The sequence below is a fragment of the Actinocorallia sp. B10E7 genome (genome assembly GCF_039871655.1).
GTDB lineage: Bacteria > Actinomycetota > Actinomycetes > Streptosporangiales > Streptosporangiaceae > Actinocorallia.
Genome location: NZ_JBDPLZ010000015.1, coordinates 84,605 through 105,295 on the forward strand (window position 1 = coordinate 84,605; position 20,691 = coordinate 105,295).

Genomic DNA, 20,691 nt, shown 5'->3' on the forward strand with positions numbered 1-20,691 from the left:
CGCCCTCAGACCCCGAAGACGCGGGCGCACAGGTCCGTGCAGCTTTCGGCGAGTTCCTCGGGGGTGGCGGGGTGCCGTCCGGCGAGCCAGGCGGAGATGAGGCCGCCGACGCCGCCCACGCAGAACAGCGCGGGGCCGCGGACGCCTCCGGGCGGGACGGGGGCGACGGAGCTCACCCCCTCGGCCACGGCGCCGGCGACGGCCAGGAGGGCGTCGTGGCGGCGGGTCTCCAGGGCGGGGCTGCCCGCGGGCTCGGTGAAGGCGATCCTGGCGTGGCGGGGGTCGTCGGCCAGCGCGGTGATGAGGGTGGTGAACATGGCCCGCATGACGGCGCGGGGTTCGCCGGTGAACGGGACGGCCAGCAGCCTGCCCGTCAGCTCGTCCCTGACCCGGTCGAAGACCGCCAGGAGCAGGGCGTCGCGGTCGTCGAAGGACTCGTAGAAGTAGCGGTCGGTCAGGCCCGATCGGGCGCAGACGCCCCGTACGGAGACCCCGGACCAGCCCAGCTCGCTCCACAGGTCCAGGCCCGCCGCCAGCAGCCGCTCCCGGCGCTCGGCGACGCGTTGTTCGGGGCTGCGCCCCCGGTAGGCCCGCGTGCTCATCGCGGATCATCTTGCCCCAAGTTATTGACGACAGGCGTCCTCAGATTGAAGGCTGGGGAACATGACCTACGGCGTGTTCGAACCCCTCCTCGAAGAGCACTCCTACGACGTCACCGAGTTCGACGGCGCCGTCCCCCGCGAACTGCACGGGACGCTCTACCGGAACGGGCCCGGCAAATGGCAGGTCGGCACCACCCTCCTGGACTGCATCTTCGACGGGGACGGCATGGTGTCGCGGTTCACCTTCGACCAAGGGCGGGTCGGCTTCCGCAACCGCTACCTGGACACCCCCCAGTACCGGGCCAGACGGCACTGGCGCCCCGGCGTCGGCACGTCCACCGGGATACCGATGCCGCCCACCAACACGGCCAACACCAACCTGTCGTTCCACGCGGGGGACCTGCTGGCCCTGTGGGAGGGCGGCAAGCCCACCCGGGTCGACCCCGACACGCTGGAGACCTACGGGCTGCACGACTTCGACGGAAGGCTCAAAGGCCTGGGGATGTGGTCGGCGCACCCCCGGTTCGACCCGGCCACGGGCGAGATGTTCAACTTCGGGCTGCGTTTCCTGCCGACACCCGGACTCCACTGCTACAGGACCGACCGCGAGGGGCGGATGACCCGGATCGCGTCCGTCCGGGTCAGAGGGCTGCCCTGGAACCACGACTTCGGGCTCACCGAACGGCACCTGGTGTTCGTGCTCAGCCCCGCCACCCCCGAGGTCGGGCGGATCCTGCGCGGCCACTCCGCGCTCTCGGCCCTGAACTACCATCCCGAGCTGCCGACGCGGTTCCTGCTCGTCCCCCGCGACGGCGGGGAGCCCCGGATGGTCGAGCACGACGCGACTATGTGCACGCACATCACCAACGCCTACGAGGACGGGACGGACACCGTGGTGGAGGTCGTCCGGTACCCCGACTTCACCATGTTGAAGGCCGACCTGCGGGACTTCCGGGAGAGGTTCCACCTGACGCGCCCCAACAGCCTCGCCCGCTACCGCATCACCCCGACCAGGGTGATCGAGGAGCAGCTCTCCGACCACCCGTGCGAGCTGCCGCAGTTCGACTGGCGCTGCTCGACGCGCAAGCACCGGTTCAGCTACCTGAGCGGCCACCACGGCGCCGAAGGGCTCTTCGACGCCGTGCTGAAGGTCGACCACGAGACCGGGGAGGTCACCTCCCACGTGCTCGGCGACTGCGTGGGCGAGCCCATCTTCGTCGCCCGGACCCCGGACTCCGCCGAGGACGACGGCTGGCTGCTCGCCGTCGTCTACCAGGAGTCCGGGCACCGCTCCGGACTGGCGATCCTCGACGCCCGGAACCTCGACCACCTGGCGACGGCGTGGCTGAACCACCACCTTCCCTACGGCTTCCACGGCGGGTTCACCGGCCGCCTTCCGTCCGCCTGAGCGCGGCGCATTCGCGCAGGTCGGCGACGCACGTCACAATGGTCGTCGACCGACGATCCGAGGAGTTGCAGATGCGCACGTTCGCCGACCTGGACGAGTTCGCCGCCGCCGTGGGCGAGGAGCTCGGCCACAGCGAGTGGCAGGAGATCACCCAGGAGCAGGTGAACCAGTTCGCGGACGCCACCGGCGACCACCAGTGGATCCACGTCGACCCCGAGCGCGCCGCGGCCGAGAGCCCCTTCGGCGGCACCATCGCCCACGGCTACCTGACCCTCAGCCTCGTGACGGCGCACGTCGTGCAGATCTTCACCATCGAGAAGCTCACCATGGTGGTGAACTTCGGCCTCAACAAGGTGCGCTTCCACACCCCCGTCGCCGTGGGCGCCAAGGTCCGCGCCAAGGCCGTGCTCATGGACCTCAAGAACTCTCCCGCCGGCAGGCTCGGCACCATGAAGGTCACCATCGAGATCGACGGCCAGCGCCGCCCCGCCTGCGTCGCCGAGGTCCTGGCCCTCTACCGCAACGACTGACGTCCGCCCGCGCGGCGGGGAGGCCGCGTCACGCGTCGCGGCCGCGCAGCACCGCGTGGCCGCCCAGCATCGCCGCGAGCGCCCACAGCACGAGCACCGTCAACGCGGTCCCGCCGCCGTACGGCTCAAAAGCCCCGGTCATCAGGACCGCGCCCGCCGCGCTCGGCAGGTACTCGCCGGCCGTCTCCAGCCGGCCGACACCGACGGCCTTCACCAGTTCGGGCAGGACCAGCGACACCATGATGATCGTCGTGATGGTGCCGGCCGCGCTACGGGTACATCACCCGGGCACTCGACCGGGGCGCGTCGGGCTTCCTGCTGAAGGCGTCGGATCCGCGTGAGCTGGTCGCGGGCGTGCGCGCGGTCGCGTCCGGAGGCGCCTGCCTGTCGCCGCTGGTGGCACGACGGCTCATCACCGAGCTGCGCCGCGAGCGCGTGCGCCCCGAGGCCGGAACGCAGGTGGCGGCACTGACCGCACGTGAGCGCGAGGTCCTCGGCCTGCTGGGCCGCGGCCTGTCGAACGCGGAGATCGCCCGCCGCCTCCACCTCGTCGAGGGGACCGTCAAGACCCACGTCAGCGCGATCTTCCAACGGCTGGGAGTCCGCAACCGGGTGGAAGCGGCGATCGTCGCCTACGAGGCGGGACTGGTGCGGCCCTCGCGACCGTACTGACGGAAACCGGGTGGAGGCGGGGCTCGTCGCCTACTTCGAAGGCATGGCGTCCGGGGTGGGCGGGACCGGGGCCTCCGGGCGCCTCGGACGCGTCGGCCACAGCGCCCGGTCGCCCAGGAGGCGGACGACGGCGGGCACCAGGAGCGGCCGGATGAGGAAGGTGTCCAGGAGGATGCCGAAGGCCATGGCGAAGCCGAACTGGAACAGCTCCCGGATGGGCTGGGTCATCAGGACCGCGAAAGTGGCCGCGAGGATGAGCCCCGCGGAGGAGACGACGCCGCCGGTGCGGGTCAGCGCGGTGCCGATGGCCTGGGCGGGCGGCGCGACGCCCAGTTCCTGCCTGAAGCGGCTCATGATGAAGATGTTGTAGTCGACGCCCAGCGCGACGAGGAAGATGAAGATGTAGACGGTGACGCGGTTGCCGATGCCCTCGTCGCCCAGGACGGTGAGTGCGAAGAAGGTGGTGGCGCCCAGGGTGGCCAGGAACGACAGGATCAGGGTCGCCACCAGGTAGAGCGGCGCGAGGAACGAGCGCAGCAGCAGGACGAGCACCGCGGTGACGATGGCCAGGACCAGCAGCGCGATGGACCTGGTGTCGCGGTCGAGGGCCTCGCGGATGTCGGCGTTCTGGGCCGTCTCGCCGCCGATGAGCACCGTGGCGTCGGTCAGGCCGGCGGCGTCGGCCGCGGCGCGTGCCGTCTCCTTCAGCGGGCCGATGGCGTCGAGCGCCTCGGAGCTGTAAGGGTCGTGGTCGAGGACGACGTCGTAGAAGACACTCGTGCCGTCGTCGTTGAAGCGCGGATGCCGCCCGACGCGGGCGACGTCGTCGTCCTCGGCGAGGGCCGCGGCGAGATCGGCGGGCGCGGACGTCGTGCGCAGGTCGGACGCGGCACTGACGATGACGGTGCTGGGGGCCAGTTCACCGGCGCCGAACCCCTCGCGGATGAGCCGCTGTCCGCGTTCGGACTCGGTGGCGGCGCGGAAGCCGCTGAGGGAGTCGAAACTCTCCTGGTAGCCGATCAGCCCGGCGCTCATCCCGATCAGCAGTGCCAGGACGACCGTGGCCACCTTGACCGGCGCGCGGGCCACCAGCGCGGCGACGCGGTGCCAGACCGCCGCTCCGCGGCTGCGTTCGGCGGCCTTGCGCACGCCGCCGGGCCAGAAGACGGCGCCGCCGAGAAGCAGGACCAGCGCGGGGATGAAGGTGAACGCCACCGCGGCCATGACGGCTACGCCCAGCGCGAGGTAGGGGCCGAAGCCACGCAGCGCTGGAGAGACGGCCACGAGCAGGGCGAACATGGCGAGCACGATGGTGGAAGCGCTGGCGAGCACGGACTCGGCGGTCTTGCGCACCGCGATCCGCATCGCACGGGGGCGGTCGGGGTGGTCGAGAAGGGCCTCCCGGTAACGGGAGGTGATGATCAGGGCGTAGTCGGTTCCGACGCCGAACAACAGCACCGTCATGATCGAAGCCGTTTGCGAGCTGATCGTGATCCACCCGGCGTCCGCGAGCAGCGCGCCGGTGGTCTCGGCCACCCGCATGGCCACGCCGACGGCGAGGAGCGGCACGAGCGCCATCAGGGGCGAGCGGTAGATGGCCAGGAGCAGGACGAGCACGAGCAGGATGGTGGCCAGCAGCAGGACCTTGTCTCCGCCGCTGAAGACCTTCACGGTGTCGGTGGCGATGCCGGCGGGGCCGGTGACAGCGGCCTCCGCGGGGCCCGCGCGGTCGGAGACGAGGGAGCGCAGTTCGTCGACGGCGTTCTGGAAGGACTCGTCCGAGGCGCTGCCCCTCATCGGCACGATGATCAGCTGCGCGTGCCCGTCCCGGGAGACCAGTTCGTCGGCGGCGTCGGGAGAGGTCGCCGCCGACACCGCGCCCGCGACCCGGTCGGGCCGGTCCGCCCCTGACAGCGCCGAGACGATCCGGGCGACGGCTTCCCGGGTGCTCGCCGCGGCCGCGTCACCGTCGGAGCTGACCACGATGACGGCGGGTATCGCGTCCTGGCCGGGCAGTTCGGCGCGGATGAGGTCGCGTGCCCGCATGGAGTCGGAGGCGGCGGGAGGGAGGTTGGCGGACGCGTTCTCCTCCACGGAGTCGAGAGCGGGCGCCACGCGGGCGAGGATGCCTGCGAGCAGGATCCAGAACACCACCACCGCGGCGGCGCGTTTCCTGGATCCCAGCAGTCCGCGGGCCAGGCGTGAGTACATCGGTTGCATCGGACGGCCTTTGCCGGAGGGATGAGGACAGAAGATAGAGACATGGTGTCTCTAAGTTGGCCTCAAGCTAGCACGGATCCTCTCGGCCGCCCGCCCGGCCCGGTAGATTGGCGGAGCGGGGTACGGCGCCTCGCGGTGGAGCGGAGAAAATGCCCAAGATCGAGGCAGGCAGCGTTCGCGAGCACCGGGCCCAGCGGCTCGCGCAGCTGATCGACGCGGCCCAGGCGATCCTCGAGGAGAAGGGCGTCGACGCCCTGACCGCGGGTGCGGTCGCCGCGCGGGCCGGGATCGCCCGCAACAGCATCTACCGCTACTTCGACTCCATCGACGACCTTCTGGAACTCGTCGTGACGCGCGGGTTCCACGCCTGGATCGAGGCCGTGGAGCAGGCCGTCGCCGCCGAGGCCGCGCCCGAGGACCAGGCCGCCGCCTACGTCAGGGCCAACCTCGAGCAGGCCGCGCTCGGCACCCACGGCTGGCTCGCCGCGCTCTCACGCGGCTCGTTGTCCCCTTCGGCGCGGCGGCGGGTCCAGGAGCTGCACACCTCGCTGCACGAGGTGCTCGCCGACGTCGTCCACCGGCTCGGCGCCCGCAGCCCCGAGCTGACCGTCGTCGTGGTGCAGGCCGTCGTCGACGCCTGCGTCCAACGCATCGACCAGGGTGACGAGGCGGCCGAGGTAGTGGACTTCGCCCAGGCGGCCACCCGCCGGCTGCTCGCACCGGGAGACTGATCCGGCCTCGGGCCGTCGACCGGCCGCTCGCCGTGGCGCCGGCTCAGCCGGCCCGCGATGACCGTCGTGTGTGGTCTGCGGAGGCGCGCCCGCGAAGTCGGCGGAGCATGCGGGCGTCCTCGAAACCGACGGTGTGGGCGGCGGCCTCCAGCGTGGAGCCTTCGGCCAGGAGCTGCTCGGCGCGCTCCAGACGCAGAAGCTGCTGATAGCGCAGCGGGGTGAGGCCCGTCGCGGCGGTGAACCGGCGGGTGAGGGTGCGGACACTGACTCCGGCCGACGCCGCCAGGGCGTCCAGCGGGAGAGGCTCGGTAAAGCGGTCGTCGATGAGGTCCTGGACGCGGTGGACGACGTCGGCCAAGTGGCCCCGGTAACGGAGCAGGGCGCTGGCCTGCGGCTGGTCTCCGTTGCGGCGGGCGTAGACGACCATCGAACGGGCGACCCTGGCGGCCGCGCCGTGGCCGTGGCGCAGCGCGATCAGATGCAGGGCCAGGTCGATGCCGCTGGCGATGCCCGCCGACGTCACGACCCTGTCGTCCGTCACGTAGAGGACGTCCCGCACGAGGGTCGCCTTCGGGTAGCGGCGCTCCAGCTCGTCCTGCAGGGCGTGGTGGGTGGTGAAGCGGCGTCCGTCCAGCAGGCCCGCGCGGCCCAGGGCGTCGGCGCCGGCACAGACGCTGGCGACGGTCCCGCCGGACGCGTGGTGTCCGGCCAGACGGCGGGCCGTCCGGCTGCCGATGGGGCCGTGGCCGTGCCAGCCGGGGACGGCGAGCAGGTCGTCCTTCTCCAGTTCGGGCCAGGTGGTCTCCGCGCTCAGCGGAACGCCCTGGTGGGTGGGCACGGACCGCTGTTCTGCCACGTACCGCAGCTCGTAGTCGAAGCCGAGGTTCGCGGCGCTGGAGAACGCCTGGGCCGGGCCCGCGAGATCGAGCAGGTGCAGGCCCGGAACCAGAACGAAGACGACCTTGGGCATGATCCGGTCAGGCTACCGCTTCCTTGATGGTGACGATCCGGGCGAACCGTCCGGCCAGCGCGTACTCCGTCCGGCGGATCACCTCCTCGGCGGGGAGCGTGCGAGGGTCGGCCAGCTGCTCCGCCACGCTCCGGTCCCCGGCATCGGGATGTGCCAGCGGATGCGTCGCGGTCGCCTCGGTGACGAACAGCACCTCGAACCCGAGGTCGGACGCCATCCGCGCGGTCGCCTCGCAGCACTGCTCCGTACGGATGCCCGAGACCGTCACCTCGCCGATCCCCCACGAGGTCAGCAACTGCTGCAGCCGGGTGGTCGTGAACGCGTTGTGCGCGGACTTGAGCAGCACCGGCTCCCCCTCTGCGGGCTCCAGGCCGTCCATCAGGCGCACGAACCCCAGGGCGGGGTCGAACGGCGTGCCGCTCCCCTCCGCGGAGTGCAGTACCCAGACCACCGGCTCGCCCTTGGCCCGTGCCCCCTCCACAAGTTCGGTCACCTTCTGGACGATCCGCGGCTCGGAGACCGCCTCCCACAGGGGCGACCGGCGGAACGATTCCTGGACGTCGATGACGATGTGAGCTCTCTTCATGCCCTCGATCCTTCCGCCGCGTCCGTCGGCGCGACAGGCACATTCCCGACCCCTGCCGGAACGATCCGGTCACCGTGCTACTTCAGATCGCGTAGCGCCTCCTCGATCGCCCGGTGGAAGGTCGGGTAGGCGTAGATCATGTGGGACAGCGAGGAGACGGGCACCCTGCCGTGGATCGCGACGGCCAGCGCGGACATCACCTCTCCCCCCGCCGGGCCCGCCGTGGTGGCGCCCACCAGTTCGTCACCCGCGGCGACCAGCTTGACGAACCCCTCCCCCCGGTGGATCCATCCCCGGGTCGAGGACGAGAGCGGCGTGTACGCCGTGCGCACCTCCAGGCCCTTCTCGACGGCCTGCGCCTCGGTGAGGCCCACCGCCCCGATCTCCGGGTCGGTGAACGTCACCCTCGGCAGCGCGCGGTAGTCGGCAGGCGGCCCGTCCTGACCCAGGATGTCGCGGACGGCGATCGCCGCCTGGTACATCGAGACATGGGTGAAGGCCCCGTGCCCGGTGACGTCCCCGATCGCCCACACCCCGTCCGCCGCGCGCATCCGCTCGTCGACGGGGATCGTCCTGGCCGATTCGTCCAGCCCTATCCGTCCCACTCCCAGCTTCGCCAGGTCCGTCCGGCGGCCGGTGGCCACCAGAAGCCTCTCCGCCTCGAAGGACCGGCCGCCGAACTCGACGGTGAACCGGCCGTCGTAGCCGACCCGGGTGGCCTTCTCCCCGGTGTGGACGCCGATCCCCTCCCGCGCGAAGACCTCGCCGACCAGTTCCCCGGCCTCCGGCTCCTCCACCGCGATCAGCCGGCTCCGCCCTTCCAGCACGGTGACCCGGCACCCGAACCGCGCGAACGCCTGCGCCATCTCCACCCCGATGGCCCCGCCGCCCAGCACCACCAGGGACTCGGGCGCCTCGGTCGCCTTGACGGCCTCGCGGTTCGTCCAGAACGGCGTGCCCTCCAGCCCCTCGACCGGCGGCACGAGCGGCTCGGTACCCGGGTTGAGCACGACGCCGCGCCGCGCCCGCAGCACCCGCTCCCCCACGGTCACCTCGCGGGGCCCCGTGAGCCTGCCGAACCCACGGACGAGCGTGCCGCCCTTGCCGGTGAACCGCTCGACGGCCGCCCGGTCGTCCCAGTCGGCCGTGGTCTCCCTCAGCCGCTCCGCCACCGGCTTCCAGTCGGGACGCACCTCGGCCTCCCCCGCCAGCCCCGGCACCCTGCGCGCCTCGGCCAGCGCGTCCGCCGCCCGGATCATCATCTTGCTGGGAACGCACCCGTAGTACGGGCACTCCCCTCCGACGAGCCCCGCCTCGACCGCGACCACCTCGAGCCCCGCCTCGGCCAGCCTCCCCGCGGCGTCCTCCCCACCGGGCCCCATTCCGACAACGACGACATCCACTTCCGTGACTTCAGCCATGCCGGATCCCTACCCATGACGGCGGTCCGGAGACCGCTCCCCCGTCGGCCCTTCTCGTCACGTCTCGTGCCCCACCCGGCGCAATCACGCCGACGGCCCGCCCCGGCAAGCAGGAGCCCGGTCACCGGGTTCGCGCATGACGAAGACCCGGCGCCCCTGGAAGGGAGCCGGGTCTTCGGGGGCCGTGCGCCTGCTAGGCCTGTCCCAAAGTGGAGCCGCAGGCGGATCGGTGGATGCGCCGGGAGGGATTCCTTCGTGGTTTACCGGAGGCCGGAAAGAACTTTGGTGACCGTATGCGTTCTGTCGGTCGCTCATGGCAGGATCCGGGGTCATGCAGACACCCGCCATTCAATCGGGGCCACCGAATACCTCCGGTGGCCCCGAGAGTGGTGTGCGCCGGACGCGGGGTGCGAACAAGGCTGCGGCGTGGCGGTGGGACGGCCCGGTGTCGGTGATCCGCCTGCCCTTGGTCGTCGACGAGCAGGCCTCTGCCCGGTTGGAGGCGTTGTTCTTCGCGATGTTCTGCCTCAAGCGTGCGGTGCAGCGTGAGGCCCGCTCCCGGACGGAGGCGTTCTGGAAGGGCACACGCCGCCGGGAGGCGGACGCGGCCGCCTGGCGCCGCGAGGTGAGCCTGACCCGCCCGGCCCTGGAGCGGGCCGCCTACGCCCATCTGGACGCCTCGGGCTGGCTGCGCCACCACGCCCCCAAGGCGTTGGCGCTACATCAGGCCGATGAGGTGTGGGCGGGGGTGGAGCGCCACCTGTTCCCCGACGCCTCCGGCAGGCGCGCCGGGCGAACCCGGACGGGCTCCTGGTGGGAGTACACGCGCATCCCCGGCCGGGCCCGCTCACACACTCAGACAAACAAGTGGGAGACGTTCCGGCTGCAGGGCCATCTGGACGCCTACCGCCATCCCGCTCTGTCCGCCCACGTGGCCACCCCGGCGCAGGCCGCGCGACTGGCGCCGGGCATCCCGGTGCTGGCCCAGCCCCGCCGCATGCCCGCTCCCCGGCCTGCGGCCGGTCGCGGGGGCAGGACCTCATGGTGGGAACATGAGGGGCCGCTGGCGGTGGTGTTCACCGGCGGTCCCGACAGCAAGCGCGGGGAGATCGTGCTGCCGGTACGGCTGCCCCAGGGCGCTGGCCTGTGGCGGCGGCTGTGCCACTTCCTCGACCGCCCACATCTGTGGCACAAGATCGACCTGGTGCGCAGGCCGCATCCCACGGCTCCCGGCGGGTGGGTGTACGAGGCGCACCTGATGGTCCTGGACGGCGGCTATGTCTCCCCGGCCACGGACGAGCGCCGCTGTCAGGCAGCCGCCCTGGAGCGGATCGGCGGGGTGGACCTCAACGTCTCCAACCTGTCCGTCGTCTCCCTGCCCGCCGCCCTCGATCCCTCCGGCGGGCCGGTGCTGGCCGACCAGATCACCCTCACCGACCTCGAGCGCACCGCCGTGGAACGCGAGCGGCGCACCGCCCGCAGACGCGCCCGGGCGCTGGAGCGCTCACGGCGCGCCAACAACCAGGCCCGCTACGAACTCTCCCGCCGCCAGCGCAGACGGCAACAGCGCAGGCAGGCCGCCGGACTGCCCGAGCGACGGGTCGACCTGCCCAAGGGGCCACGGCTGGCCGACGCGGCGGGCCGCCCCCTGACCTCCTACCGCAAAGACCGGGCCACCGGCGCCTACCGGGCACTGCGCACCCGCACCCGCGCGCAGCAGGCCGCACGCACCGAGGCCAAACACGCCCGCGCGAGGCGGGCGGCGGAGAGGATCACCGCCGTGCACGGGGTGCGGCTGACGGTCGAGGACGGGCCGGTCAGCTCGTGGTTCCGGCTGTGGGGGCGGGCGTGCGCGGTGTTCACCCCCGGCATGTTGAAGGCGGCGCTGGCCGCCGAATGCGCCGCAGTCGGCGGACGGCTGGGGCGGGCGGCCACGTTCACCACCGCCCTGTCCCAGCACTGCCTGTGCGGGCAGAGAACCCCCAAAACCCTTCGGCAGCGGGTGCACCGCTGCCCGTCCTGCGGGCTGAGGGCCGACCGGGACCTGGTCTCGGCCGCACTCGGCGCGTTCGTCACCTGGACCGATCCGGCCGACCCCACGACCGCGTCGGTCGACTTCGATGCTTCCCGACACGCCTTGGGCGTGTTCGGGCCGGGGCTGCAAGGAGCCCTGGCCGAGTCAACCGCCACCCGCCCCCTTCCCGCCCGCACAGGCGGCACCGGGAGGCGAGGCGGCAGCCGCCCTGAAGGGGCGGCCTCTGCTCGGCCGATTCCGGAATGCCGACTGCACCGACCCCGGACCGGGACCCTCCACGGGTCCCACCGGGCAGACGCCGCCGGGCACCGGACTGTTTCGACTTTGAAACAGGCCTTAGTTGCGGGCGGCGGCGGCCATGGCGGCCTGGACGAGGCGGCGCTGCTCGCGGAGCTTGCCGAGGGCCTCCTCGAGGATGGCCTGGCCGTCGGCGTCGGAGCGGCGCTCCTTCACGTAGGCGAGGTGGGTCTTGTACGGCTCGTTCTTGGGGGCCGCCGGAGGGTTGGCGGCGTCGGTGCCGGCCGGGAGACCGCAGCGGGGGCAGTCCCAGGTCTCGGGGACCTGACAGTCACTGGCGAAGCTGGGGCGGGTTTCGTGCTTGTTGGCGCAGTAGAAGCTGACGATGACGCGGGGTGCGGCCTCGCCGCGCTCCGCCTCGCCCATCGGGCCGGCGCCGACCCTGCTTCCGCGAATGGCACTGCCACTAGCCACGGGTACTCCTTGGAAATCACCGCACCGGGAGCTGTCGCTCCCGGTGCGCACTGTCGTACGTCTCCGGCGGGGACGCCGAGGGGTTCAGACGCCCTGTGCCTTGAACAGGAAGCCGAGCACCACGATCGAGGCGAACCAGATGACGCCGGTGGCGACCGTGAGGCGGTCCAGGTTGCGCTCGACCACCGATGACCCGCCGAGCGAGGAGGAGATACCGCCACCGAACATGTCGGACAGGCCCCCGCCCTTGCCCTTGTGCATCAGCACGAGCAGGATCATCAGCAGGCTCGTGATGATCAGCACGATGGAGCTCGCAAGAATCACAGCAGTTAGCGCCTTCTGGCCACCCCCGCGGAACGCGGGGCTCGAATAGTAGGACGACGGACAGGCAAATCGGTTTACCTGTCGTTATGAAGGGTACGACGAACCAGCTCGTGGTTCAGCAGAACCCGCCTGTCACTCGCGTAAGTTTGGCTCAAACCGATACCGGGAGATCCCGGTATCGGCAGATCTTGACGAACTCCTCGGCGTCGAGCGCCGCTCCGCCGATCAGACCGCCGTCCACGTCGGGCTGGGCCATGAGCCCGGCCACGTTCGAGGACTTCATCGAGCCACCGTAGAGGATCCGGACGCTCTGTGCCACCTCGGCGTCGTACAGCTTCTCCAGTCGGCCGCGGATCGCCCCGCAGACCTCCTGCGCGTCGTCGGGGGTGGCGACCTCGCCGGTGCCGATCGCCCAGACGGGCTCGTAGGCGATGACGACGGTCCTGGCCTGCTCGGCGGTCAGCCCCTCCAGCGCCCCGTCGACCTGGGCGAGGGTGTAGGGGACCTGCTCGCCGGCCTTGCGGACGTCCAGGCCCTCGCCGACGCAGACGATCGGGGTGATCCCGTTGGCCAGCGCGGCCTTGGCCTTGGCGTTCACCAGGGCGTCGGTCTCGTGGTGGTACTGGCGGCGCTCGGAGTGGCCGACCGTCGCGTAGGAGCAGCCGAGCTTGGCCAGCATCGCGCCGGAGACCTCGCCGGTGTAGGCGCCGGAGGCGTGGGCGGAGATGTCCTGCGAGCCGTAGGCGATCTTCAGCCGGTCGGCGTCGACGAGGGTCTGCACCGAGCGGATGTCGGTGAACGGAGGCAGGACCGCGACCTCCACCGCCTCGTAGTCCTTGTCCTTGAGCGCGAACGCGAGCTTCTGCACCAGCGCGATCGCCTCGAGGTGGTTGTTGTTCATCTTCCAGTTGCCGGCCATCAGGGGCTTACGGGCCATGGTTTCAGTCCTCCAGAGCTTCCAGGCCGGGCAGGGTCTTGCCTTCGAGGTACTCCAGGCTGGCGCCGCCGCCGGTGGAGATATGGGAGAAGGCGTTCTCATCGAAACCGAGGGTGCGGACGGCCGCCGCGGAGTCTCCGCCGCCGACCACGGTGAAGGCGTCGGAGTCGAGCAGGCCCTGGGCCACCGCCCGGGTGCCGTGCGAGTAGGGCTCCATCTCGAACACGCCCATCGGGCCGTTCCAGAAGACGGTCTTGGCGTCGGCGAGCCGGGACGCGAAGAGCTTGCCGGACTCGGGGCCGATGTCCAGGCCGAGCCGGTCGGCGGGGATGGCGTCCGCGGGGACCACGTCGTGCTCGGCGTCCGCGCTGAACGCGGTCGCGGCGACGACGTCGACGGGCAGGACGAACTCGACGCCCTTGGCCTTCGCCCGCTCCAGGTACTCCAGGACGGTGGGGATCTGGTCCTCTTCGAGCAGGGACTTGCCGACCTCGTGGCCCTGGGCCTTGAGGAAGGTGAAGAGCATGCCGCCGCCGATGAGGATGCGGTCGGCGGTCTCCAGCAGGTTGTCGATGACCCCGAGCTTGTCGGAGACCTTGGAGCCGCCCAGCACCACCGCGTACGGCCGCGCCACGTCCTCGGTCAGCTTCTTCAGCACGTCGACCTCGGTGGCGATGAGCCCGCCGGCCGCGTGCGGCAGCCGCTTGGGCACGTCGTAGACCGAGGCGTGCTTGCGGTGCACCGCGCCGAACCCGTCGCCGACGTACACGTCGGCCAGCGCCGCGAGCTCGTCGGCGAACGCGCCGCGCTCGGCGTCGTCCTTGCTGGTCTCGGCCGCGGCGAACCGCAGGTTCTCCAGCAGCGCGACCTGCCCGTCCTCGAGCGAGGCGACGGCGGCCTTGGCCGACTCCCCGACGGTGTCGGTGGCGAAGACGACGTCCCGGCCCAGCAGCTCACCGAGCCGCACGGCGACCGGAGCCAGGGAGAACTCCGGCTTGGGCTCGCCCTTGGGCCGGCCCAGGTGCGCCACGACGACGACCCGTGCGCCCTTGTCGACCAGCTTCCGGATCGTCGGCAGGCTCGCCCGGATCCGTCCGTCGTCGGTGATGACCCCGTCCTTGAGCGGCACGTTCAGGTCAGTGCGGACCAGGACCTTCTTGCCCTGGACGTCGAGATCGTCAACAGTCTTCATTCCACCCCACCCACGAGAGTTCACGCAGTCACAGCACTACAGGGCTTTAAGAGCCACCACCCGCGAGGGCCTTCCACGGAACACCGTGGAAGGCCCGGCCGTCGCGACGGAGTCCGGCTTAAAGGCTCGAGCCGACGAGCTTGACGAGGTCGACGAGGCGGTTGGAGTAGCCCCACTCGTTGTCGTACCAGCCGACGACCTTGACCTGGTCGCCGATGACCTTGGTGAGGCCGGCGTCGAAGATGCAGGAGGACGGGTCGGTCTCGATGTCCTTGGAGACGATCGCGTCCTCGGTGTAGGTGAGGTAGCCCTTGAGTGGGCCCTCGGCGGCGGCCTTGAACGCGGCGTTGACCTCTTCGGCGGTGGTCTCGCGCGCGAGGGTGACGGTGAGGTCGGTGGCCGAGCCGGTGGCGATCGGGACGCGCAGCGCGTAGCCGTCGAGCTTGCCCTGCAGCTCGGGCAGGACCAGGCCGATGGCCTTGGCGGCGCCGGTGGAGGTCGGGACGATGTTCAGCGCGGCGGCGCGGGCGCGGCGCAGGTCGCTGTGCGGGGCGTCCTGGAGGTTCTGGTCCTGGGTGTAGGCGTGGATGGTGGTCATCAGGCCCTTCTCGACACCGAAGGTGTCGTTGAGGACCTTGGCCAGCGGCGCCAGGCAGTTGGTGGTGCAGGAGGCGTTGGAGATGACGGTGTGGGCCGCAGGGTCGTACAGGTCGTCGTTGGCGCCCAGGACGATGGTGATGTCCTCGTTCTTCGCCGGGGCGGAGATGATGACCTTCTTGGCGCCGTTCTCGGCGTGCACCTTGGCCTTGTTGGCGTCGGTGAAGAAGCCGGTGGACTCCACGACGACGTCGACGCCGACCTCGCCCCACTTCAGGTTGGCGGGGTCGCGGTCCGCGAAGACCTTGATGCTCTTGCCGCCGACGATGATCTCGCCCGAGCCCGCCTTGACCTCCTCGGGGAAGCGGCCCAGGATGCTGTCGTACTTGAGCAGGTGGGCGAGGGTCGCGGTGTCGGTCAGGTCGTTGACCGCCACGATCTCGATGTCGGCGCCGCTGGCCTTAACGGCGCGGTAGAAGTTGCGGCCGATCCGGCCAAAGCCGTTGATTCCTACTCGGATGGTCACGACTCTCCTCAAGCGTTACGTCTACATAGCCAGGACCCGGACGCGCCCTGTTCCAGCCCGACCCTACCGAACGGGCGACGTGAACTCCGCCACTGGTAGGGGGTGAACACGGGGGTGAGCGCACTACCCCGGACCAGGGGAGATTCCCTCCCAGCGGGAGTGATCACAAAGGTCTAGACCGTATTGGTATAGAGGATTGGTCCAGACCAAGCGTGTGAGCAGGTGACCTCTCCACACCGGCCCCGCCGCCCCGGAGGAGCGACGCGGGGCGGATGGGAAGTTAATCACGGTACAAGCATGTCCGGGGTGAGATTCGCCTCTGTCCCTGGAAGTCCGAGATCGGCCGCCCGCTTGTCGGCCATCGCCAGCAGCCGCCGGATCCGCCCGGCGATCGCGTCCTTGGTCAGCGGCGGAGAGGCCAGCTGACCCAGCTCCTCCAGCGAGGCCTGTTTGTGCTCCAGCCGCAGCCTCCCCGCGGCGATCAGGTGCTCGGGCGCGTCGTCGCCGAGGATCTCCATCGCCCTGGCCACCCGGGCGCCCGCCGCGACCGCGGCGCGGGCCGAACGGCGCAGGTTGGCGTCGTCGAAGTTGGCCAGCCGGTTGGCCGTCGCCCTGACCTCGCGGCGCATCCGCCGCTCCTCCCAGGCGAGCACGCTGTCATGGGCGCCCAGCCGGGTCAGCAGCGCCGAGATCGCGTCACCGTCCCTGACCACCACCCGGTCCACCCCGCGGACCTCGCGCGCCTTGGCGTGGATCTTGAGCCTCCGGGCGGCGCCCACCAGCGCCAGCGCGGCCTCGGGACCGGGGCAGGTGACCTCCAAGGACATGGAGCGCCCCGGCTCGGTCAGCGAGCCGTGCGCCAGGAACGCCCCCCGCCACGCCGACTCGGCGTCGCAGGCCGCGCCCGCCACCACGTGCCGGGGCAGGCCCCGCACCGGACGGCCGTGATTGTCGATCAGCCCGGTCTGGCGGGCCAGGGACTCCCCGTCCCTGATCACCCGCACCACGTACCGGTTGCCCTTGCGCAGCCCGCTGGGCGCCAGCACGATCACGTCCGAGGTGTGCCCGAAGACCTCCGCGACGTCCTTGCGCAGCCTCCGGGCGGCCGAGCCGGTGTCGAGCTCCGCCTCGATCACGATCCGGCCGCTCACCAGATGCAGCCCCCCGGCGAAGCGCAGGATCGTGGACACCTCGGCCTTGCGGCAGCAGGGTTTGAGGATGGGCAGCCGGCTCAGCTCGTCTTTCACCACGCCGGTCATCGCCATGGATATTCCCTTCTTCCCCCGCCGGCACGGTCCTGACCGTGCCCGTCAGACAGCTTCACCAGTCTCCCGGATTCCGCGGCTCGCCGCCGCCGGTGGCGAAGATCTGTACGAAAGCTTGGGCGAGCAGCGCCGGATCATGACGGGGAGACCCGTCCCGCATGGCGACCTCGGCCAGCAGCAGCGAGCCGCCCAGCTCATGCACCGCCTTGTCGAGCGCCTCGGGCTCCTCGACCACCCCGGAGTCGGCCAGCACCACGTCGATCCTCAGATCCGGCGCGTGCCGGGCCAGCACCTCCAGATGGGCCTGCTGGGAGAAGTCGTCGGTCTCGCCCGGCTGCGGCGCCAGGTTCAGCGCCACCACCCGGCGGGCCTTCGTCTCCACCAGGGCGCGCTGCAGCTCGGGCACCTTCAGGTGCGGCAGCACGCTGGTGAACCAGGAACCCGGCCCGAAGACCACCCAGTCGGCCTCCTCGATGGCCTGCAGGGCCTGAGGGCTGGCCGGCGGGTCGGGCGGGATCAGCGAGACGCCCAGCACCTTGCCCGCGGTGCTCGCGCAGGCGACCTGCCCGCGCACCTGGGTGATGTCGTCGGGCTCCGCGGGATCGGCGCCCAGGACGTCCGCGACGATGTCCAGCGGCACCGTCGCCATCGGCAGCACCCTGCCCTGCGCCCCCAGCAGCCTGCCGACCCAGCCGAGCCCCTCGACGGTGTCGCCCAGCAGTTCCCACAACGCGACGATCAGGAGGTTGCCGACGGCGTGCTCGTGCAGGTCGCCCTCGCTGCGGAAGCGGTGCTGGATGACCTCGCTCCACGTCCGCCCCCACTCGTCGTCGCCGCACAGCGCGGCCAGGGCCATGCGCAGGTCGCCGGGCGGGATGACGCCCAGCTCCCGGCGCAGCCGCCCGCTGGAGCCTCCGTCGTCGGCGACGGTGACCACCGCCGTCAGTTGGTCGGTGACCCTGCGCAGCGCGGAGAGGGAGGCGTAGAGGCCGTGGCCTCCCCCCAGCGCGACCACCTTGGGGTTCTTCACTCATTCCCTGCCGAGGTCTCGATGGGCGACCTGGACGTCGATCCCCTCGTCGCGCAGCCGCTGGCCCAGCTGTTCGGCCATGGCCACGCTCCGGTGCTTGCCTCCGGTGCAGCCCACCGCCAGCGTCACGTAGTGCTTGCCCTCGCGCTCGTATCCCGCGGTCAGCAGGCGCAGGACCTCGGTGTAGGAGTCCAGGAACTCCTTGGCGCCGCGCTGGCCCAGCACGTAGTCGCGGACCGAGGCGTCCCTGCCGTTCTGCGGGCGCAGCTCGGGCACCCAGTGGGGGTTGGGCAGGAAGCGGCAGTCGACGACGAGGTCGGCGTCGACGGGCAGGCCGTACTTGTAGCCGAAGGAGACGACGGTCGCGCGCAGGCTGGACTCGCCGGTCGACTCGCCGAAGTAGCCGACGACCTTGGCCCGCAACTGGTGCACGTTCAGGTTGGAGGTGTCGATCACCAGGTCGGCCTCGGCCCTGATCTCCAGCAGCAGGGCCCGCTCCTGGGCGATGCCCTCGACGATCCGGCTGTCGCCCTGCAGCGGGTGCGGCCTGCGGACGCTCTCGAAGCGGCGCACCAGCACCTCGTCGGCCGCCTCGAGGAAGAGCACCCTGGGCCGGACCCCGCGGTGTTCCAGGTCCCTGATCGCCGACTCCAGGTCGGAGGTGAAGGCCCGGCTGCGCACGTCCACGACGACGGCGATGCGCGGCACCGCGTTCTGCACCCGGCCGCCCAGGTCGGCCATGGTGGACAGCAGCCCGGGCGGCAGGTTGTCGACCACGAACCAGTCCAGGTCCTCCAGTGCCTTGGCCGCGGTGCTGCGGCCCGCACCGGACATCCCGGTGACGATCACTATGTCCGGAAGATGAGCTCCGGTGGTCATCCCACTCCCCCCTGGAGGGCTTTCACGATGGTCTCCGCGGTCTTGAGCCCGATCCCGGGCACCTCTGCGATCTGCTCCGCGGTGGCCTCCTTCAGCCGCCGGACCGAGCCGAAGTGCTTCAGCAGCGCGGTGCGGCGGGCCGGGCCCAGCCCGGGCACGGTGTCGAGTTCGCTGGTGGTCATGCGCTTGGACCTCTTGGCCCGGTGGAAGGTGATCGCGAAGCGGTGCGCCTCGTCCCGGGCCCGCTGCAGCAGGTAGAGGCCCTCGCCGGTGCGCGACAGGATCACCGGGTCCTCCTCACCGGGCAGCCAGACCTCCTCCAGCCGCTTGGCCAGGCCGCAGACGGCGACGTCGTCGATCCCCAGCTCGTCCAGGGCCCGCTGGGCGGCGGCGACCTGCGGCGGACCGCCGTCGATCACCACCAGGTTCGGCGGGTAGGCGAACTTGCGGGGCCTGCCGGTCTCGGGGTCCAGCGGGCCGTTCCGCTCGTCGCCCTCGTCGCCGAAGCCGTAGGACGCCAGCAGCCCCTCGCTGCTGTCCCCGGTGATGCCCTCCGGGGACAGGTCTCCGGCCTTCTGCGACTCGGCCAGGTAGCGCTTGAAGCGGCGGGTGAGGACCTCGTGGATCGAGCGCACGTCGTCCTGGCCCTGGAATGTCTTGATCGTGAATCTGCGGTACTCGGACTTGCGGGCCAGCCCGTCCTCGAAGACGACCATCGAGGCGACCACGTCGGTGCCCTGCAGGTTGGACACGTCGAAGCACTCGATGCGCAGCGGCGCCTGGTCCAGGCCCAGGGCCTCCTGGATCTCCTGCAGGGCGCGGCTGCGGGCGGTGAGGTCGGAGGCGCGGCGGAGCCGGTGCTGGCGCAGCGCCTCTCCCGCGTTGCGCTCGACCGTCCCCAGCAGGTCCTTCTTGTCGCCGCGCCGGGGGACCCGGATGCGCACCTGGCCGCCGCGAGCGTCCGACAGCAGCCCGTTCATCGCCTCGAGGTCCGGCGGCTCCTCCGGCACCAGGACCTCGCGCGGCACCGCGTCGTTCTCGCCGTAGCACTGCAGCAGGAAGTCCTCGACGAGCTCGCCGGTGGTGCGCTCCTCGACCAGGTCGACGACCCAGCCGCGCTGGCCCCGGATGCGCCCGCCCCGCACGTAGAACACCTGGACGGCGGCCTCGAGCTGGTCTCGGGCGAAGGCGATCACGTCGCAGTCGGTGCTGTCGCCCAGCACGACGGCCTGCTTCTCCAGCGCCCGCTCCAGGGCGCGGAGGTCGTCGCGCCGGCGGGCCGCCGTCTCGAACTGCTCCTCCTCGGCGGCGGCGTACATCTCCTGCTCCAGCCGCTTGAGGAAACGGCCGGTGTTGCCGGTCATGAAGTCGCAGAAGTCCTCGGCCAGGGCCCGGTGCCCGGCCTGGTCCACCCGTCCGACGCAGGGCGCCGAGCACTTGCCGATGTAGCCGAGCAGGCAGGGCCGGCCGATCTGCCCGTGCCGTTTGAAGACCCCGGCGCTGCAGGTGCGCACGGGGAAGACCCGCAGCAGGAGGTCGACCGTCTCGCGGATGGCCCAGGCGTGGGAGTAGGGGCCGAAGTAGCGCACGCCGCGGCGCCTGGCGCCCCGCATGACCGTCACCCTGGGGAAGTCCTCGTTCAGGGTCACGGCCAGGTAGGGGTAGGACTTGTCGTCCCGGTAGCGGACGTTGAAGCGCGGGTCGTACTCCTTGATCCAGGAGTACTCCAGCTGGAGCGCCTCGACCTCGGTGCCCACCACCGTCCACTCCACGGACGCCGCGGTGGTGACCATGTTCTGGGTGCGGACGTGGAGCCCCGCGTGGTCGGCGAAGTAGGAGTTCAGGCGGGCCCGCAGGTTCTTGGCCTTGCCCACGTAGATGACCCGGCCGTGCTCGTCACGGAAGCGGTAGACCCCCGGGGTCTCTGGGATCGTCCCGGGGGCCGGTCTGTAGGACGCGGGATCTGCCACCCCGTCAGACTAAGGGCTCAGATGACCACAGCGCAGCGAGGATCATCTGAACCCTCAGCGGGGGTCTGGGGGTCGCCCCCCGGGC

General features: G+C 71.3%; 19 protein-coding genes and 1 pseudogene. 4 read left to right on the forward strand and 16 right to left on the reverse strand.

Features of this window, described 5'->3' with window-relative positions; all coding sequences use genetic code 11:
• Window positions 1-5: 5 nt before the first annotated feature.
• Window positions 6-602: a TetR/AcrR family transcriptional regulator gene (locus ABGB12_RS32825; protein ID WP_347684046.1), complete on the reverse strand. Its 597-nt coding sequence runs from the start codon at window positions 600-602 to the stop codon at window positions 6-8.
• A 61-nt stretch (window positions 603-663) separates the two neighbouring features.
• Between ABGB12_RS32825 and ABGB12_RS32830 the strand changes: the two genes are divergently transcribed.
• Both ABGB12_RS32830 and ABGB12_RS32835 read left to right on the forward strand, forming a co-directional pair.
• Complete coding sequence (locus ABGB12_RS32830; protein WP_347684048.1) at window positions 664-2,010, forward strand: carotenoid oxygenase family protein; 1,347 nt, start codon at window positions 664-666, stop codon at window positions 2,008-2,010.
• A 71-nt stretch (window positions 2,011-2,081) separates the two neighbouring features.
• Window positions 2,082-2,540: a MaoC family dehydratase gene (locus ABGB12_RS32835; protein ID WP_347684050.1), complete on the forward strand. Its 459-nt coding sequence runs from the start codon at window positions 2,082-2,084 to the stop codon at window positions 2,538-2,540.
• 28 nt (window positions 2,541-2,568) lie between these two features.
• Here the strand turns inward: ABGB12_RS32835 and ABGB12_RS32840 are convergent, their stop codons facing one another.
• Complete coding sequence (locus ABGB12_RS32840) at window positions 2,569-2,781, reverse strand: hypothetical protein (RefSeq protein WP_347684052.1); 213 nt, start codon at window positions 2,779-2,781, stop codon at window positions 2,569-2,571.
• A gap of 35 nt (window positions 2,782-2,816) precedes the next feature.
• On the opposite strand from ABGB12_RS32840, the pseudogene ABGB12_RS32845 reads away from it, so the two are divergent.
• Window positions 2,817-3,212 (forward strand): annotated as a pseudogene (locus tag ABGB12_RS32845) (response regulator transcription factor); the annotation flags it as partial.
• A gap of 30 nt (window positions 3,213-3,242) precedes the next feature.
• On the opposite strand, the gene ABGB12_RS32850 reads toward ABGB12_RS32845, so the two are convergent.
• Complete coding sequence (locus tag ABGB12_RS32850) at window positions 3,243-5,423, reverse strand: MMPL family transporter (RefSeq protein WP_347684054.1); 2,181 nt, start codon at window positions 5,421-5,423, stop codon at window positions 3,243-3,245.
• A 158-nt stretch (window positions 5,424-5,581) separates the two neighbouring features.
• Here ABGB12_RS32850 and ABGB12_RS32855 point away from each other — a divergent pair, with 158 nt between their 5' ends.
• Entirely contained in the window at window positions 5,582-6,163 is a 582-nt protein-coding gene (locus tag ABGB12_RS32855) for a helix-turn-helix domain-containing protein (RefSeq protein ID WP_347684056.1), read from the forward strand.
• 43 nt (window positions 6,164-6,206) lie between these two features.
• Here ABGB12_RS32855 and ABGB12_RS32860 read toward each other — a convergent pair whose 3' ends face one another.
• The 13 genes from ABGB12_RS32860 to uvrC all read right to left on the reverse strand — a co-directional run bounded on the left by ABGB12_RS32860 (window position 6,207) and on the right by uvrC (window position 20,606).
• Window positions 6,207-7,133: a DJ-1/PfpI family protein gene (locus ABGB12_RS32860; protein ID WP_347684058.1), complete on the reverse strand. Its 927-nt coding sequence runs from the start codon at window positions 7,131-7,133 to the stop codon at window positions 6,207-6,209.
• A gap of 7 nt (window positions 7,134-7,140) precedes the next feature.
• Window positions 7,141-7,719, reverse strand: a complete 579-nt coding sequence (locus ABGB12_RS32865; RefSeq protein ID WP_347684060.1) for an isochorismatase family protein — start codon at window positions 7,717-7,719, stop codon at window positions 7,141-7,143.
• 77 nt (window positions 7,720-7,796) lie between these two features.
• Window positions 7,797-9,140, reverse strand: coding sequence for an NAD(P)/FAD-dependent oxidoreductase (locus tag ABGB12_RS32870; protein WP_347684062.1), 1,344 nt, complete (start codon window positions 9,138-9,140; stop codon window positions 7,797-7,799).
• A gap of 1,683 nt (window positions 9,141-10,823) precedes the next feature.
• The gene (locus ABGB12_RS32875) at window positions 10,824-11,084 is read right to left on the reverse strand and encodes a hypothetical protein (protein WP_347684064.1); all 261 of its coding nucleotides are present in this window, start codon (window positions 11,082-11,084) and stop codon (window positions 10,824-10,826) included.
• Between the two features lie 427 nt (window positions 11,085-11,511).
• A complete protein-coding gene (locus tag ABGB12_RS32880; protein WP_347684066.1) occupies window positions 11,512-11,886 on the reverse strand; it encodes an RNA polymerase-binding protein RbpA in 375 nt (124 codons plus the stop codon).
• Window positions 11,887-11,970: 84 nt separating this feature from the next.
• Window positions 11,971-12,210, reverse strand: coding sequence for a preprotein translocase subunit SecG (gene secG / locus ABGB12_RS32885; RefSeq protein WP_347684068.1), 240 nt, complete (start codon window positions 12,208-12,210; stop codon window positions 11,971-11,973).
• Window positions 12,211-12,361: 151 nt separating this feature from the next.
• Window positions 12,362-13,147 carry a triose-phosphate isomerase gene (gene tpiA / locus ABGB12_RS32890; RefSeq protein ID WP_347684070.1) on the reverse strand — a complete coding sequence of 262 codons (786 nt, stop codon included), beginning with the start codon at window positions 13,145-13,147 and terminating at the stop codon, window positions 12,362-12,364.
• A 4-nt stretch (window positions 13,148-13,151) separates the two neighbouring features.
• Entirely contained in the window at window positions 13,152-14,339 is a 1,188-nt protein-coding gene (locus tag ABGB12_RS32895; protein ID WP_347684072.1) for a phosphoglycerate kinase, read from the reverse strand.
• A gap of 118 nt (window positions 14,340-14,457) precedes the next feature.
• The gene (gene gap / locus ABGB12_RS32900; RefSeq protein WP_347684074.1) at window positions 14,458-15,462 is read right to left on the reverse strand and encodes a type I glyceraldehyde-3-phosphate dehydrogenase; all 1,005 of its coding nucleotides are present in this window, start codon (window positions 15,460-15,462) and stop codon (window positions 14,458-14,460) included.
• A gap of 284 nt (window positions 15,463-15,746) precedes the next feature.
• Complete coding sequence (whiA, locus tag ABGB12_RS32905; protein ID WP_347684076.1) at window positions 15,747-16,727, reverse strand: DNA-binding protein WhiA; 981 nt, start codon at window positions 16,725-16,727, stop codon at window positions 15,747-15,749.
• A gap of 55 nt (window positions 16,728-16,782) precedes the next feature.
• On the reverse strand, window positions 16,783-17,757 hold the full coding sequence (yvcK, locus tag ABGB12_RS32910) for a uridine diphosphate-N-acetylglucosamine-binding protein YvcK (protein ID WP_347684078.1): 975 nt from the start codon (window positions 17,755-17,757) through the stop codon (window positions 16,783-16,785).
• Complete coding sequence (rapZ, locus tag ABGB12_RS32915) at window positions 17,758-18,636, reverse strand: RNase adapter RapZ (RefSeq protein ID WP_347684080.1); 879 nt, start codon at window positions 18,634-18,636, stop codon at window positions 17,758-17,760. It lies immediately after the preceding gene.
• Window positions 18,633-20,606: an excinuclease ABC subunit UvrC gene (uvrC, locus tag ABGB12_RS32920; RefSeq protein WP_347684082.1), complete on the reverse strand. Its 1,974-nt coding sequence runs from the start codon at window positions 20,604-20,606 to the stop codon at window positions 18,633-18,635. Before uvrC ends, rapZ begins: the two co-directional genes overlap by 4 nt.
• Between the last annotated feature and the right edge of the window lie 85 nt (window positions 20,607-20,691).